This is a genomic window from Pseudomonas sp. SK3(2021) (assembly GCF_016772375.1).
Lineage (GTDB): Bacteria > Pseudomonadota > Gammaproteobacteria > Pseudomonadales > Pseudomonadaceae > Aquipseudomonas > Aquipseudomonas chlororaphis_I.
Genome location: NZ_CP061943.1, coordinates 3,118,898 through 3,133,782, shown reverse-complemented (window position 1 = coordinate 3,133,782; position 14,885 = coordinate 3,118,898). Strand labels below are relative to the sequence as shown.

Below are 14,885 nucleotides of genomic sequence, written 5' to 3'. Positions count from 1 at the left end.
TGCTCGGCAGCGGCTACAGGGGCGAGTCAGGCCTGGGGCGTGCGGCGCAGGCGCGCCATGCTCAGGACGTCGACGTACTGGCCGTCGCGCACGGCGTAATCACGCAGCAGACCTTCGTGCTCGAAGCCGAATTTGCGGTACAGGCCCAGGGCGGCTTCGTTGTCGGCGAATACGCTCAGCTCTACCCGATGCAGGTTCATCCAGTTGTCCGCCACGTCCAGCACCGCCGCCAACAAGCGGCTGCCGACGCCCTGGCCCTGCCATTCCACCGCCACGCCCATGCCGACGCCGCCGCAATGGGCGCGGCGGATGCGCGAGTACTGCTCGATGCTGCAACTGCCGATCACCGCGCCCTGGTGCAGCGCCACCAGCGATACCAGCCGTTCGTTGTTCGGCGCCAGGCGATTGCGCCAGACCTCCGAAGGTTGAAACGGCATTTGCAGGGTCTGACAGGCGACCGCAGGGTCGTTGTACAGCGCGGTGATGCCCTGCACATGGGCTTCGCTGAAACGTTCGATGACGATGGCTGGGTTCGCGGCGGGCATAAGTCTTCCTTGGTTATGCGATACGGCCGTCGAGTGTAGATCGCCGGCGATGCCGGTGGCGATAGGCAGAGCGGCCGCGTTGCGGCCTGTCGCGAGCAAGCTTCGCTCCTGCAGAAAAAAGGCAGCTACTGGAAAAACCACTCGCCGCGCTCGTCGAAGGTGTTGAGGATCAGCTCCACCAGCATCCGCACCGCGGCGTCGTGCTCCGCTTCGGCGTTCACCGCCATCCACACCTGGCGCGGCATGGCCTCGTCGAACAGGCCGGGCAGTGCCATCAGGCCGCGGTCGAAGCGGCTCATGTAATGGGGCAACAGGCCGATGCAGGCGCTGCAGCGGATCATCTCCAGCATCAGCGCGTAGGAATGCACCTGCACCACCCCCGCCAGGCGCTGCTCCAGCAACTGGTTCCACGGCCGCAACGGTTCGACCTGACGGTCCTGCTGCCATTGCACCAGCATGTAGTCGGCCAGGTCGTCGAGGCTGTCGGGGCGCGCGGCGACCCGCGAGTAACGCTTGGCGATATGCGGCAGGTAGTCCAGGCGCACCAGCGGCTGCGGCGGGCTGGTAATGAAGCTCGGGCCCGGTGCCGGCGAATCCACCCCGCCCAGCCACACCACCACGTCGGCGCTCAGGGCCCGCAGCGACAGCTCGCTGTCGATGGAGATGATCTCCAGGCGCACGCTGGCGTTGCGCCGCAACAGGGCAATCAGGTCGCGGCCGAGGATGTCGTGCAGGATCGATTCGGCCACCGCCAGGCGCAGCAGCGGCTGTTCGAGCACCGGCAGCGTGCGTTCGTGGGCCAGGGCGATCAGTTGCGCCTTGAGTTGCTGGCCCTCGCGGCTGAGGCTCAGGACGCTGCCCTGGAAGCTGAACAAGGACCGGCGCAATTGCTCCTCCAGGTGCGCCAGCTGTTTGCGCAGCAGCGTCGACTTGATGTTCAGGCTGCGCGCCGCCTGCATGAAGCAGCCGCAACGGGCGGTGACCAGGAAATACTGGGCCAGCTCCGGCTCGATCCCGGCGGCCAGGGCCAGCCAGGCCTCCCGAGGTTCGGCCGGAGCGATGTAGGGTGTGATGCCCGAGATCGGGGCGGGTTCCAGAAAGGACATGGGTGACTCCCTGTCGTGTGGCTGATGGCATCCATTGCACGTTGTTCATAGCGGGGCGGACGGCTACGCCGTCCATCGCGAGCAAGCTTCGCTCCTACGCAGGAGCGTGCTGCCTGTGCAGGAGCAGCCGGGCGACGCTCGATTGCTCGCGATAGCGATCTACGCCACACCGCCCCTCTAAAACTTCTCTTCCAGCACCCTGCTCAACTGCGCGCCGTCGATACTCAGGGTCGCGGTGTCGAGCATGCCTTCCAGGTAGGCCTTGGCGATCTGCTCCTGGCGCTGGGCCCGCAGGGCCTGGGTCAGGCGCTCGCGCAACTCGTCCAGGGTCGCGCTGCGGGCGGGTTGCTGCTCGGTCAGCTTGAGCACGTGAAAACCCGCCGCGCTCTGCAGCGCATCCGACACCGCGCCGACCTTCAGGCGCGCCACCGCGCCGCGGACCTCGGGCAGCAGTTGCTGCAACGGCTGCAAACCCGAGTCGCCGCCGCGCCGGGCGCTGTCGGGGTCCTGGGAGTACTGGCTGGCCAGGGCGGCGAATTCGCCAGGGGCGGCCTGGGCCTTCTTGCTCAGTTCCTGGGCTTGCTTGCGTGTTGCTTCCAGCGCTTGCGGGTCACTCACCGCGAGGAAGATCTGGCTGACCCGGTACAAGGCCGGGGTCTGCCACTGCGCCTTGCCCGCGTCGTAGGCCTGCTGCAACTCGGCCTCGCTGGGGTAGCCGGCCGGCACCTGGCTGACCGAGCGCAAGTAATCGCGAAAGACGATCTGCTCGGTAGCCACCCGGGTCTGCAAGGCCACGTCCGGACGCTGGCGCCAGCCCTGGGCATCGGCCTGTTCGAGCACGGCCTTTTCCGCCAGGCGGGTGCGAATCCAGTTTTCCAGGGCCGGGCGATTACCCCGCAGTTGCTCGCGGGACGGCTCGGGCAACGCCGCGAACAGTGCCTTGAGCTCCTCCGGCGCCACCCGCTGGTGGCCCAGGCGCGCCACCGCCGGGCCGTCGTCGAGCGGGCTGGCGGCCATCGGCCTGGGCTGTTGCGCCGCCACCGGGTCGCTGCCCGGGCGCACGCCCAGCCACACCGCCAGCGCCACCAGGGCCAGGGCTCCGACACCGACCATCAGGCTTGGCTGCTTCACTGCGCAGGCACCTCGGCGGCCTCGGGCGTTGTTTCAGGCGTTGCTTCAGGTGCATCGGCCTGGGCCTGCAGGCGCGCGGCGTGCTGGCTGTAGTCGCGCAGGTAGACGATGAACTCCTGCAACAGCCGATCCCAGAGTTCCAGCTGGCTGCGCAGGTGATCGTGGCCGACCCCGGCCACCACCACGTCCATCTCCATCACCAGGAACTCACCCTGCACCGACAGCCGGGCAAAGCGTCGCGAAGCGTTCCACAGCTCGGCCAGGCCCGCCGGCAGCTCGCCCTGGACCCGCAGCGCGCAGCTGAAGGTGAAGTCCACATAGCTGCGCTGTCCGGCACCGGCCACATTGCCGAAGCGCACGGCGTAGCCGATGCCCTGGCTGGCGCTGAGCAGTTGCACGATGCCGTTCTGCTCGGTCTGGTTGACCCGGTAGCCGGCGCCTTGCAGCAGCTCGGTGAGGCTCTGCGGGGTGACGCTGGCGATCAGTTGTGTGGGTTCGGTCATGCTCGATTCTTCCCTGATATTCAGTGGGCGCTCGCTGCCTGGGGGGCATCGAACTGGGTTTTGTACAGATCGTCGCCAAAGCCCTGGGCCAGTTCCTCGAACTTGACCCGGGCGCCGCCGGCGAAGGGCTGGCGGATCTTCATCACTTCGGCCACATCGATCTTCTCGTAGGCCGCGAGGATCTGTTTGGCCACGCCATACATCTGCTGATTCTTGACCGAACATTGCTGCACTTGTGTGTCACGTTCGCTCAATTGCGCCTGCAGCCTGGCCCGCTCGGCCTCTTTGGCCCGGGCCATGACCAGCAATTCGTCATAGGCCTTCTTGAACTTGCCGATCTGCTCGCTGCTGGCGGCCATCTGCGCCTGGGCCTGGCTGTGCAGGTTCTGCTGCTGGCCGGCCAGTTGCTCGGCGACGCCGCGGGCCTTGGCCAGCTCGGCGGTCAGTTGCTTGATCTGCGCCTGCGCCTGCCTGGCCTGGTTCTCGGCGGCGACACGGGCGGCGCTGGCCTGGGCCTGTTCGCTCTGCAGGGCCTGCAACTGCTGGGTGGTGCTGCGCAACTGGGTGCGCAGGCGCTCCTCCATGCCTTCGGCGCTGGCCCCGCTGGCCAGCAGCACGCCTAGCGTCAACAACAGGCAGCGCCCTGCCCTGGCTCGTGTGTTCATCGCCGTGCTGTTCATAGCAAGACTGCTCATGACAATGCCCCTTGCGCTCTAGAAGCGCGTGTTGATTTCAAGCTGCAAGACATCGATGTCGAACGGCGCGCCGTACACCGCCTCCGAGCTCAGCCAACGCCCGGTGGCGAAGACGTTCTTGGCCAAGCCGTAGTTGCCGCCGAGGAAATACCCCTTGGCGTTGGTGCCGCCGAGGTGGAACGAGGAATCGTTGAAGCCGTCAGGCAGCGCATCGGGCTGGATGTACTTGTAGCCGGCGAACAGGTTCCAGTCGCCCTGCCTGGCCAGCTCCAGGCTGTTGCCCAGGGTGAACTGCACCATCCAGGCGTTGGCGCCGCTTTCCAGCTCGCCGTTGCTGTCCAGGTTGTTGACGATCTGGCCGGCGGAGCGCTTGCGCATCTCACCTTCGTCGTAGCCCAGGTTGTGGACGTAGTTGGCCTGGCTGCGCAGCTTGAAGTTCTCCGGCAGGTCGGCGTCCCACACCAGGTTCAGGTCCAGCAGGTTGAACTCCGAGGCCAGGCCGACGAACTGCGGCTGCGGAGTGGCGGCCGGGTTGAGCGGATTGGGCGTGATGTCGCGCAGCAGGAACACGCTGTTGCCCTTCTGCATGAAGGCCACGCGGCTGCCGTCGCTGTCGCAGCCCGGCGCCCCGGCCCAGGGTTCGCAGGCACCGGAGCGCTGGCCTTCGATGTCGTCGAAGCGGTAGTAGGCCAATGCGCCCTTGAGCCGGTGGTTGCTGTTGATCGCCCAGTTGGCGCCGATCTGCGCGCCGTACAGCCATTTGTTGTCGCTTTCTTCCTTGTCGAAGCCGTTGCTGGTGGAAGTATCGTTGGTGTACTCCACCGGGAACGCGCCGACCGTACCGAACAGGCCCCAGTCACGATTGAGCCTGTGGTTGAAGATCGCCGCCACGCCGTCGAAATTCAGGTCGTTGGAATACAGCAGGTCGGTGGAGAAGAACGGGTTGGCGATCCGTCCGCCGGTCAGGGTCAGCTCGTCGGTGGCCTTCCAGGTCAGGTAGCCCTGGTCGAGCCAGATGTCCTTCTTGCCGAACCCGCCGCCCAGGGTCTGGGTGGTGGACACCGGGTTGTTGTCCGAGCCGGTGCCGATGCGGATGCCGGCGGTCCAGTCCTCGGCGACCTGCGCCTTCATGCCCAGCCGGGCGCGCAGGCGGAACAGGTTCTCGCGGTCCTCGCGGGTATTGAGCAAGGGCGGCAGGTTGGAGCTGCTGTTGGGGTTGACGTCGTACGGGCCCTTGTCGTTGAGCTTGGCGAAGTCGACGATCTCGTTGCTGTTGCTGCCCGAGTAATAGCGCGACTCGTCGCGCAGGCGAATGTCGCCATCGAAGCTGATGCGCGACACCCAGTCCGGGAAGGTGTTGGGCTGGGCCCAGTTTTCCTGCTTGGCAGTGGCCATGACCTCGGCCTTGACCTGGTCGCGGATCTGGTCGCGGACAATGGCCGGCACGTATTGCACCCGCACATCCCCCGAGGTCGCCGCCGGCCCTGCCGCCACCGCGGTGTTGGCCTGGCGCGCCTGCACGGCTTCTTTCTCGGCCTGGGCGATCAGGCCGTCGGCCTGCTCCTGTTTCAGCACGCCCTGCTGCACCAGCAAACGGATCAGATTGATCGTGGCGTTTTCCGAGGGCGCAGCGGGCGCGGCCGCTACCGGTCCCACCAGGGTCGCGATGACCATGCCGATCGCCAGGGACAATCGATTCACGTTGGAAATCATTTGCACACAGCTCCTTTTGGCAAAACTTGCATCAGTCGTTCGGTTAACCCGGACGCCGCCCCAGCAGGGACAGGCGTACAGGCAGGGTCAGGGAGGCCGGCGGCCGCTCCGTCAAATGCGCCGCGCCGCGCAAGGCGGCCAGCACCAGGGTGTCGATCTGCGGGTTGCCGCTGGACTTGACCAGCTCGACCCGGGTGATCTCGCCGACGGCGCTCAGCCAGACGTCGGTTTGCAGCGAAAAGGCCTGGTTGCGCAGGTCCGGGTTTTCCCGCAGCACGCGCTGGAAGGTGAAGGCCAGGAACTGGCTGTAGGTGCCGTTGCCCAGGCGCCCACCGCCGGAGCCGGCCATGCCGCCACCCTTGCCGGCGCCGATGTTGAAGGCGTCGCTGCCGGCCTGGGCATCGCCATCCATCTGCATCGGGTTGGCCAGGTCGTCCACCGGCGACGGCGGCGCCTCTTCCTCGGGCTTGACCTGTTCCGGCTCCGGGGTCGGCTCCGGTTCGGGCACCTTCTCCTCGACCGGCGGCTCCGGCTCCTTGGGTTTTTCCGGCGGCGGTGGCGGTGGTGGCGGCAACGGGATGATGGTCGGCACCTTGGGCGCCTCCCGGCGCACCCCGCTCATGTCGTTGGCCCACTGCCAGAGCAGCCAGGCGGCGCCGGCCCCCAGCAGCAGGCCCACGCCCCACTTGAGCAGGCGCGGCGCCGTGCGGTTCTTCACGGGCGGCAGGTGGATCGGTGGTGGTGTGATCGATGGTTGCGCGGTCATGGCTCAGCCCTGGCTCGGTTTGCCGGTGACCAGCCCGACCTGGGACAGCTCCAGCCGGCGCAGCAGGTCCAGGACCTCGATGACCTTCTGGTACTGCACCGTGGCGTCGCCGCGCACGATCACCGGAAAGTCCGGGTTCAGGGCCTTTTCCATGCGCAGGCGTTCCTCCAGCTCGGGCAAGGTCACCGGGTAGGCGTCGAGGAACACCTGGCCGCCATCGTTGACCGAGATCGCCTTGGTCTTGGCCTCGGACAGCGACACCGAGGCGCTGGCCTTGGGCAGGTTGATCTGGATCCCGGAGACCTGGGCGGTGGCGGTGAGGATGAACATCACCAGCACCACCATCAGCACGTCCACCAGGGGCGTGATGTTGATGCTGTCCACGGCCGCGTCGTCATCGTCGTCGTGGGAGGCGTTCACAGAAGCCATGGCGTTTCTCCTCAGGCCGGCACGCTGGCGTTGGCGTTATGAGCGCGCGCAGGCGCGGCTTCACTGGACTGGCTGGCGCCATGCAACTCGGCCAGGCGGGTGATGAACTCGTCGACGAACACCCGCATGTCGGCGCTGACTTCCTTGTTGCGGGTAATCAGCCGGTTGTAGCCGAACAGCGCCGGGATCGCGACGAACAGGCCCATGGCGGTGGCCAGCAGGGCCGCGGCCATGCCCGGGGCGATGGCGTTGATGTTCACGTCACCGGCCATGGCCGTGCCGAGGAACACCACCATGATCCCCAGCACCGTGCCCAGCAGGCCGATGTAGGGCCCACCGGCGATGGCGTTGGACAGGGTCGAGAGTTTGGAGCTGAGCTGCTGGTTCTCGCGGGTGCGCACGCCGTCCATGGAGCAGCGGATGGCCTCGATGGTCGCCGCCGAGACCGACGAAGTGTCGGCGCCCTGCTCGCGGCGGGTGCGGATCTCCTGGACCGCCACCTGGTACAGGCGCCACAGCGAGGAGTGCTCCAGGCGCTGGGCCAGCTCGCGGTCGTCGGCGAACATCTCCAGGCGGGTGCCAACCCGGGCGAACTGCTCGCGGAACAGCTGGTTGGCGCTGCTGACGCGGCCGACCATGCGGTTCTTGCGGATCATGATGATCCACGACTGGAACATCATCAGCACCAGCACCGCGATGATCACCCAGGCGTCCACCGGCACCGCCTTGAGCAAGAAACCCAGGCTGCCGAAACCGAAGCCCGACTGTTCTTCATCGACGCCGTACACCACCAGCTTCGACTCGGCGCCCTGGGCCACGGCATCGGCCAGCAGCAGGCCGGCGGGACGGGCCACCTTGGACAGGCGCAGCTCGTCGATGGCGCCGTTGAACGGCAGGAACGCACTGGCCTCGGCCCCCGCTACCGGTGGCAGGTCGGCACCGATGGCCAGCGGCGAATTGAACGCCGGCAGCGCCACCGCCAGGCGGGCACTTTCGCGACCATTGAGCCACAGCGCCAGCTGGCTGCCCTGGGCGGTCAGCGCCAGGTGCTGCCACTGCCCGGGGTTGAGCGGCTGGGTCGACACCGCGCGCTGGCCGTCGACCTCGACAAAAGGCACACCCTGGTTGACCCCGATCAGCAGGCTGCTGGCCCCTTCACGCCGGGCCAGCAGCAGTTGCTCGCCGCTGGCCTGGTCCAGGCGCAGCCAGGCGCTGACGGTAAAGGCACCCTCGGCGCTGTGTTGCAGCGACGGGCTGGCCGGCAACAGCAGCGGCTGGCCGTTGAACTGCAAGGCCCGGCCGATCACCCCGTCGATGCTCGCCCCGGTGGCATTCTGCGCGTGGTTGCCGTAGGCCGTGGTGTCCTTGGCCGGGGTGCCGTTGGCGCCGTCGAAGTGATAGAGGGCGATGTAGTTCGGGTCGAAGGTCAGCTGGCCGTTGGCGCTGGCCGGAGCCTTCTGGTTGCCGTAGTACATCCAGATGTCCTGGCGCTGGCCGCCCTCCACGTTCGGCACATCGACCCAGACCAGGGCCATGCCCATCAGCGGGTCGAAGCTTTCGATCTGGTGGTTGAACACGGTCTTGTCATCGGCGCTGACGAAGCGCAGGTCGGAGCCGTCTTCCTTGACCCCGTCGAAGCTGAAGTTGCCGGTGTGCAGGCGCACCAGCAACGCGGTGCGGCCCAGGGCCTGGTTGATGGCCGCGCCTTGCGGCGTGGTGTCGATGGCGATCTGCTTGCGGTAGTGCCAGTCGTCCTGCCACCACGCCTGGGCCGTCGCCGGGAGCACGAAGCCCAGGCAGATCAACAGGGAAATCAGTAAGCGCTGCATGAAAGTTACTCCGTGAAAGATCAAAACGTCGCCTGCACACTGAAGTGCACGCGCGAGTCCTGTTTCTGGGTGTTCGGTCCATCAAGCAGCGGGTAACCCCAGTCCAGGCTGCCGGAAAGCCATTTGCTCAAGCTGGCGCGGGTGCCCAGGCCGACGCTGGCCAGGCTGTAGTCGGCCTCCTGGTCGGGAAGCTCGTCGCGCAGGTACATCCGGGCCCCTTCGGCGAAGGCGTAAAAACGCCATTCGTTGACATAACCGCCCAGGTACTTGGCCAGGGACGGCGTGCGCAGCTCCTGGGAAAACAGGTAGCCGTCGTCGCTGGTGCGCTCGGCCGCCAGGTAACCGCGCACCGAGGTGGCGCCGCCGGCGGAGAACTGCTCGTTGGACACCAGCGGCCCCGAGGCCAACTGGAATGCGGCCTTGGATGCGCTCTGCCAGTCGTTGGCGAAGGTGTAGGTGTAATTCAGGTCGCCCTTGAGCACGGCGAAGCTGGGGTTGGCGCGGTAGCGCTTGTAGTCGAAGTCCTCGTCCGAGCTGCCATAGCCGAACAGGCTGCGGGTGCCGGCCACCAGGCTCAGGCCCAGGCCCAGCTGGGAAGTCTCGGTGTAGCGCAAGCCGTTGTAGGCGAAGGTGAACGGCGCGTACTTGAGCGGCACCTTGTCGCTGTCGCCGCCCAGGCTCAGCTCTTCCTCGAAGTCCTTGAAATCCACCCCGACCGAGAACGAGTTGGCCCAGGCGCCGCTGGCCGGCAGGCTGTAGATCAGCGACAGGCCGTAGGAATGGCCCTTGCCCAGCACGTTGCTGCCGCCGATGGTGGCGACGTTGCTGTCGGACTGGTAGCCGGCGAACTGCAGGCTCCAGCGCTCGTTGAGCGGCGCGGTGTAGGAACCGGACCAGACCTTGGCGTTGTCCTGGTCCTCGGGCGCGGTGAAATAGGTCAGGGAAATGCTGTGGCCCAACTGCCAGAGGTTGTTGTAGCCCAGGCTGGTGACCGCCCGCAGGTGCTGGGTGTCGGCGCTGTAGTCGTTGTTCAGGCCGATGCTGGCCTGCCACGGGTTCTGGTCTTCCACCTGCAAGTCGACGTCCATGGTGCCGGGGCGCTGGCCTTCTCGGACCAGCGGCATGACCTGGCGCCCGGGAGTCTTGTTCAGGCTCGCCAACTGGCCCTGGACCTTGGCGAAGTCCGGTACCTGGCCTTCCTTGAGAGCCGGCACCTCGTCGCGGATTTCCACCGGCGAATAATGCTTGGCCCCCACCACCCGTACCCGCCCGACCTTGGTCTCGCTGACCTGCAGGTAGACGATGCCGTCCTCGACCTTCTGCTCCGGCAACTCGACGAACACCGACTGGTAACCGCGGGCCTGGTAGACCTTCTGCAAGGCGTCGCGGGCGCCCTCGATATCGCTCAGGGCTTTCTGCGGGCCGAGGAAGGGATACACCGCCTCTTCGATGGCCCGGGCATCGAGCACGGTGTTGCCGCGCACGAAGTACTCATTCACATCCACCCGCCGCGCGGGCGCGGCCTCGCCTGGCGCCGTGCTGCCTGGCGCCGGTTCGCCTTGCACCGGGCCGCCCTCCTCGGCCAACAACGGCTGGCTCAGCGCGACCAGCGCCAGCCAGCCGCACACCCGCAGCCAGCGCCTGGTCGGCCCCGGCCGCCCCCTATCGAACAGATGCTCCACACCGCCCCCTAGATTTCCAAGAATGTCGAACCGCGTCGAAACCGCCGTCGCCGTCTGTACGGCGTTTAGCCGGTTCAATTGCTCAAGGTCGATGTCGTGGCGTGCTTGGCCAGCCAGCTGTGCAGCAGCGCGAAGTTCAACGAGAACTCGGGCATGTGCAGCAAGGCGCCACAGAACACTTCACCGATGATTTTCTGGATCAGCAGCACCGCCCGTGCGTCGTTCAACAACGTGGCGATGTCGCGGCTCAGCACGCCGAGGCTCCAGACCTTCTGGTTCAGGTCCAGGCCGACGAACCAGCGAAACAGCAGGTTGTAATTGAGCTGCTCGTACAACTGCTGCTCGCCGGGCACCGAATACAGCAGTTGCAACAGCAGGATGTGCATCACCGTGCGCGGGGCGATGAGCATGCCGGGCTCACTGTCCAGGCCCTGGAGAATGTCGCGGTGCTGGTCGAGCAAGGCGTCGATCTGTGGACGCAGCAACACCAGCGAATGGCCCGGTGGGATGTAGCTCGACACCTCTTTCAAGGCGCCCTGCCAGTCATCCTGGGAAACGATCCAGACCCACGGCGCACCGTAGCGATAGACCGATACCGGCTTCTTGCGCGCGGCTTCGACGATCTTCGACAGCCGCTGGTCCAGCTCCTGCATGCCCACTTTCGCGTAGCGTTCCATAGTCCCCATCACCTCACTCCCGGCGTCCCGCCTCGGCTCAGAACAGTGGCCAGAAGGCCCCCTCAAGCGCGTCACATATCCATGACGGGACTGGCGAAGTGCTACCGAACTTTTGTCACAAAAGCTTCATTCACTCGAGGATGGGGGTTGTTCGCACGACAACGCTGAGAGCACCAGGTACTCGAATCGGATAGGGGATATCCAAGAAAGAAGGGGGCCCCGTGAGACCGGCCCAGATAGCACCGACCCGCCAGCAGACGAGCCGAAAAAAGCTGGAGCCTCGCGTTCATCGGGGCTCAGAGAACCTGTAGGAGCGGCCGGTCGACGCTCGATTGCCCGCGATGGCGTCGGCACTGTCGCTGATACGCTGGATGGAGTACACAAGACGCCCAGCCCACCGCCATCGCCGCTATAAAAACTGCCCGTCTGGCAGGCCGAGATCGATGACCCCACTGGCCAAGCTCGACGCCGCCGCCCTGGCTTTCGCGGAAAACAGCCGCAACAGCACGACTTTACCCAGCGTGTCGCTGCGCAACGCCCCGTCGCGCCGGTTGCCGATCAGGACCACATCCGGCGCAATCGTCCAACCGCCGGCCCGGGCATAAAAAGCAACCAGCGGCGGATCGCAGGTAAAGACGCCAATATCCAGATGGCTGTGCTCCATGCAGCGGGTGGCCGCGGCGACTGTCCTCAGCCCCAGGCCTTGCCCCTGATAGTCGGGATCGGTCATGACACAGCTGAGCCCGCCAAGCTCGAAGGTATCGCCGCCATGCTCGATGGTCTTCATGGCGACAGCGGCATAGCTGACCACCCTGTCAGGCGCGCAGATATAAAACGAGAATGCGTCGAACACAGGATCGTGCAGCGCTGCGACCTGCGCTTCTTCAGGCGCGTCCGGCTCGGGATAGACCCGCTGCTGCAACAAGGCAAAGGCTCGCTGCAAGGCCGAAGAAGCCCGGTTGTAGGCAATAGCGTCGACAGCCCCCGGTCGCGAGGGCTTGAGGTCTGTCATGGGTTTGTCCTTGTCTGAAATGACCTGGTGGATAGAGCGATATTCTTGCATGGTGGTTTACTGAAGTTGATCAGTGAATACGAATAGCGCCTCTCCAGTGGTCTCTTTCCTTACAGTTGCACTTGCCATCTAAGAACTTTTACTGCAATAGCTTCCATAAAGAGACTCACCAACAAAGCCCACGAAATATATTGGGACATTAACAGTCTACTTTTAAGAGGCTCTGGAAAATTATCGATATCATCTCCATTCAACTCTCCATGTTTAATGAGATACCTCGAGAACAGCAAGCAGCTTGCCACGCCCCCTACCATTACCATTTTCCCCCAAGGCCCCATAAGCAAATAAAACCGATACCTATTGATGAGTGAGCAGTTCTTAACCGCATCCAAAATGCGATCCATGCGGGTATACGCTAAATAAATGTAGTATCCCATAACAATAATCATGCCGAAAAAAGTTACTCCTCCTAGAGAGGCAAGCACGATATCTGCGGTGCTAACGTTGCTCATTGCCCCACCTCGTAGATAACCTTTCCAATAAACTCCCCAATAAACTCTCCCACCTCTCCGGCGTAATAAGATCCCCCACCAGCCACCACCAAACCACATACCACTGAGCCCACACCACCCGTAGGGACGCCGATGGCAACACAAACAGGCCCAACCGCCCCTACAGAAATTGCTATCGATGCCGTTCCCCCACCGACGACCCCGCCTAAAAAGCTCCCCGCCTCCGTAAACTTCACCTTCTCACACGCCTTCTTGCTTCCCGCCAAACAAACATCCTGCACCTTCACATAAGAGGCCCCACCGCCTAAAGCAACCCCAATCCAACCGCCCCACTGAAGCACCTTGGATGCTCTGGAGACACCCTCAATATGTGTAGCGTACCCCGGTATTTGCCCCACTGCGCCCGCTTGGGTCCAGCGATGCACCAAGCGTTGGCTGGAAATCCCCAAGGCGCTTTTAAGGCTGGGATGGTCGGGGAAGGCAATGCTCATTTTCGTGATGGACGTCAGCTTGGTATCCAGTTGTGCAAACAGCTTTCTCCTTTCACTGAAGAACTCAACGCTGCGCAAATGCCCATCCCGCAGAAAGAACTTCTGATGGAGTTCTTCGATATCCAGCAAGGTTCTTTTCAAGCTGTCCATATGGTTGCCCACGGCCGCCGTGCTGACACCTAAAACAGTCGAACCATCGGACAGTATCGATTCAACCTGTGCCCGGTGCTTGAGCATAAAGGCCGCTTCCTCATCGCTCATGGACACCAAGGCCGCACTGACCTTCTCCGCCGCGTCCATCAGCAAGGCTTCTTCACGGGTGCATTGATAGTTGTCGGGATGACTGAGCACAACAAGCTGACCAGGTTTGGCAGGGCTCGATAGCTGGGGATTGAGCCGGCGGAATTTCTCCAGCACAGCCTCGTCGGCCTGGCTGAACAGCACCGTCTCCAGCGCGGCGCGGGTCATCGGTGTTTGCACAATATGAAAACCCGGTTCTACGAGGTGTTGCGTGTCCTGCACGGACAGCGGCGGGGAAACAATATCGCCGTGAGCAACGCTCAGGCCGCGTACCCGATCCCGCGGCACCGCATCGGCAAATTCGTTTTGCGGGTAGCCCTTATGAATGGCGTCGGCCCAGCGCTGGGTATTGATCACCGCGGGCCCGATGTAATCGCTGTCGAGCGGGATAGTCGGTTGATTCCCGGAGCAGACCGTCCGCTGAGTAGCGATCAGGCGGTTGGCCCCGGTCGGACAGCCACATTGCACAAGGCCACCCTCCACCGCCGTGGCTTGGTGGTTATCCGCCCAGGTGTGATGGCCTTCGGCGATATAGCCCACCGTCTGGCACACCGGGCACCACACAGGGTCGGCAATGCGGGCGACCCGTCGATCCACGACAAAGGTGGTGGCCGATCCGGCAATGACCTTGCCGCCGGTGGTGGTGGGGTCGCCTTCCCTGATGACAAAGGCCATGGCTACGTTCTCCATGAGGAATATGCCTCGAACGTAACGACCAATATCAGGCGGCTGAATCAGGCGATCCTGAAATGCTTGCCCCTCTGAAACCCGCGCAAAACAAGAGGCGACGGTCAGCGATTGGCCCTACACAACTTGCAGAAAGTGCTGACTTGTTTGCTGCGGAAACCACGCCCTATAGTCCTTGCTCGCCCATCAGGCGACCGGGTTTGGCGACCTGGCCATTCATCTACAAGCAGTCACGCTTGCAATCTTTGCCGTCGAGCCTTTATGTTCGCGGCGATCTTTTATGGCGGCTGCGCGCGGGAGATCTTCGGATCTGCCGATTTGTGGATGATCGGTTCGCCAACCTGCGTGCAGCTGCCACCCTTTCGTTTGGCGACGACGGCAGCTCCTCTCATCCGCGAAGGAGTACCCCATGAACAAGCAATACATCCCCCTCACGGGCATCGACAGCCTCATCCCCTGCCTGCTGGTCGACAAGAACACCCCACTCGACGTCCTCCACGCCAACAGCACGGCCCGCCTGCTGGCCGTCACCCAAGTGCTGGAAAGCCTCGCCCGCCTCGACCTGAAAGACGCCGACGGCACCGACCTGCAACACCTGGCCAACGCCGGCGCCATCCTGTTGCGCGACAGCTGCGACCTGCTCGACGTCATGGGCTGGCGCCTGCAGGCTTGATGCATCATTGAAACCACAGGCACCTGTAGCCGCTGCCGCAGGCTGCGATCGACCCCGAAGGGGGCGCAGGATTTTGAGATCGCCGAAGGCCTTCGGCCTTATCGCAGCCTTCGGCAGCGGCTACAGGAGAGGCG

At 64.3% G+C, this 14,885-nt stretch carries 15 protein-coding genes; 1 reads left to right on the top strand and 14 read right to left on the bottom strand.

The features are described 5' to 3' along the window. Nucleotides 1-26 precede the first annotated feature (26 nt). The 14 genes from IF690_RS14115 to IF690_RS14050 all read right to left on the bottom strand — a co-directional run bounded on the left by IF690_RS14115 (nt 27) and on the right by IF690_RS14050 (nt 14,066). Entirely contained in the window at nt 27-545 is a 519-nt protein-coding gene (locus IF690_RS14115) for a GNAT family N-acetyltransferase (RefSeq protein WP_202701072.1), read from the bottom strand. A gap of 125 nt (nt 546-670) precedes the next feature. Then, a complete protein-coding gene (locus IF690_RS14110; RefSeq protein ID WP_202701070.1) occupies nt 671-1,651 on the bottom strand; it encodes a LysR substrate-binding domain-containing protein in 981 nt (326 codons plus the stop codon). Between the two features lie 177 nt (nt 1,652-1,828). Then, on the bottom strand, nt 1,829-2,782 hold the full coding sequence (locus IF690_RS14105) for a peptidylprolyl isomerase (protein ID WP_202701067.1): 954 nt from the start codon (nt 2,780-2,782) through the stop codon (nt 1,829-1,831). Further along, the gene (locus tag IF690_RS14100) at nt 2,779-3,285 is read right to left on the bottom strand and encodes a YbjN domain-containing protein (protein ID WP_202701066.1); all 507 of its coding nucleotides are present in this window, start codon (nt 3,283-3,285) and stop codon (nt 2,779-2,781) included. Before IF690_RS14100 ends, IF690_RS14105 begins: the two co-directional genes overlap by 4 nt. A 20-nt stretch (nt 3,286-3,305) precedes the next feature. Then, the gene (locus tag IF690_RS14095; RefSeq protein ID WP_202701440.1) at nt 3,306-3,950 is read right to left on the bottom strand and encodes a DNA repair protein; all 645 of its coding nucleotides are present in this window, start codon (nt 3,948-3,950) and stop codon (nt 3,306-3,308) included. Nucleotides 3,951-3,998: 48 nt separating this feature from the next. Next, nucleotides 3,999-5,693 carry a putative porin gene (locus tag IF690_RS14090; RefSeq protein ID WP_202701065.1) on the bottom strand — a complete coding sequence of 565 codons (1,695 nt, stop codon included), beginning with the start codon at nt 5,691-5,693 and terminating at the stop codon, nt 3,999-4,001. 43 nt (nt 5,694-5,736) lie between these two features. Further along, nucleotides 5,737-6,459: a TonB C-terminal domain-containing protein gene (locus tag IF690_RS14085; RefSeq protein ID WP_202701063.1), complete on the bottom strand. Its 723-nt coding sequence runs from the start codon at nt 6,457-6,459 to the stop codon at nt 5,737-5,739. A gap of 3 nt (nt 6,460-6,462) precedes the next feature. After that, nucleotides 6,463-6,888, bottom strand: a complete 426-nt coding sequence (locus IF690_RS14080; protein ID WP_009048781.1) for an ExbD/TolR family protein — start codon at nt 6,886-6,888, stop codon at nt 6,463-6,465. Between the two features lie 11 nt (nt 6,889-6,899). Next, entirely contained in the window at nt 6,900-8,717 is a 1,818-nt protein-coding gene (locus tag IF690_RS14075; RefSeq protein ID WP_202701061.1) for a DUF2341 domain-containing protein, read from the bottom strand. Nucleotides 8,718-8,737: 20 nt separating this feature from the next. Next, nucleotides 8,738-10,399, bottom strand: coding sequence for a ShlB/FhaC/HecB family hemolysin secretion/activation protein (locus IF690_RS14070; protein WP_252189562.1), 1,662 nt, complete (start codon nt 10,397-10,399; stop codon nt 8,738-8,740). 74 nt (nt 10,400-10,473) lie between these two features. Further along, nucleotides 10,474-11,085, bottom strand: a complete 612-nt coding sequence (locus IF690_RS14065) for a transposase (RefSeq protein WP_202701057.1) — start codon at nt 11,083-11,085, stop codon at nt 10,474-10,476. Nucleotides 11,086-11,485: 400 nt separating this feature from the next. Then, nucleotides 11,486-12,088 carry a GNAT family N-acetyltransferase gene (locus IF690_RS14060; RefSeq protein ID WP_202701055.1) on the bottom strand — a complete coding sequence of 201 codons (603 nt, stop codon included), beginning with the start codon at nt 12,086-12,088 and terminating at the stop codon, nt 11,486-11,488. 110 nt (nt 12,089-12,198) lie between these two features. Beyond that, nucleotides 12,199-12,600: a hypothetical protein gene (locus IF690_RS14055; protein WP_202701054.1), complete on the bottom strand. Its 402-nt coding sequence runs from the start codon at nt 12,598-12,600 to the stop codon at nt 12,199-12,201. After that, entirely contained in the window at nt 12,597-14,066 is a 1,470-nt protein-coding gene (locus tag IF690_RS14050; RefSeq protein ID WP_202701049.1) for a PAAR domain-containing protein, read from the bottom strand. The genes IF690_RS14055 and IF690_RS14050 overlap by 4 nt, the downstream gene beginning before the upstream one ends. Nucleotides 14,067-14,487: 421 nt before the next feature. Here IF690_RS14050 and IF690_RS14045 point away from each other — a divergent pair, with 421 nt between their 5' ends. Continuing rightward, the gene (locus tag IF690_RS14045; RefSeq protein WP_202701047.1) at nt 14,488-14,751 is read left to right on the top strand and encodes a short-chain dehydrogenase; all 264 of its coding nucleotides are present in this window, start codon (nt 14,488-14,490) and stop codon (nt 14,749-14,751) included. The last annotated feature ends 134 nt before the right edge of the window (nt 14,752-14,885 follow it).

Coding starts and splice junctions, on each gene's coding strand:
- IF690_RS14115 (WP_202701072.1), bottom strand. CDS start 545: ATGCCCGCCGCGAACCCAGCCATCGTCATCGAACGTTTCAGCGAAGCC.
- IF690_RS14110 (WP_202701070.1), bottom strand. CDS start 1,651: ATGTCCTTTCTGGAACCCGCCCCGATCTCGGGCATCACACCCTACATC.
- IF690_RS14100 (WP_202701066.1), bottom strand. CDS start 3,285: ATGACCGAACCCACACAACTGATCGCCAGCGTCACCCCGCAGAGCCTC.
- IF690_RS14095 (WP_202701440.1), bottom strand. CDS start 3,950: ATGAACACACGAGCCAGGGCAGGGCGCTGCCTGTTGTTGACGCTAGGC.
- IF690_RS14090 (WP_202701065.1), bottom strand. CDS start 5,693: ATGATTTCCAACGTGAATCGATTGTCCCTGGCGATCGGCATGGTCATC.
- IF690_RS14085 (WP_202701063.1), bottom strand. CDS start 6,459: ATGACCGCGCAACCATCGATCACACCACCACCGATCCACCTGCCGCCC.
- IF690_RS14080 (WP_009048781.1), bottom strand. CDS start 6,888: ATGGCTTCTGTGAACGCCTCCCACGACGACGATGACGACGCGGCCGTG.
- IF690_RS14075 (WP_202701061.1), bottom strand. CDS start 8,717: ATGCAGCGCTTACTGATTTCCCTGTTGATCTGCCTGGGCTTCGTGCTC.
- IF690_RS14065 (WP_202701057.1), bottom strand. CDS start 11,085: ATGGGGACTATGGAACGCTACGCGAAAGTGGGCATGCAGGAGCTGGAC.
- IF690_RS14060 (WP_202701055.1), bottom strand. CDS start 12,088: ATGACAGACCTCAAGCCCTCGCGACCGGGGGCTGTCGACGCTATTGCC.
- IF690_RS14055 (WP_202701054.1), bottom strand. CDS start 12,600: ATGAGCAACGTTAGCACCGCAGATATCGTGCTTGCCTCTCTAGGAGGA.
- IF690_RS14050 (WP_202701049.1), bottom strand. CDS start 14,066: ATGGCCTTTGTCATCAGGGAAGGCGACCCCACCACCACCGGCGGCAAG.
- IF690_RS14045 (WP_202701047.1), top strand. CDS start 14,488: ATGAACAAGCAATACATCCCCCTCACGGGCATCGACAGCCTCATCCCC.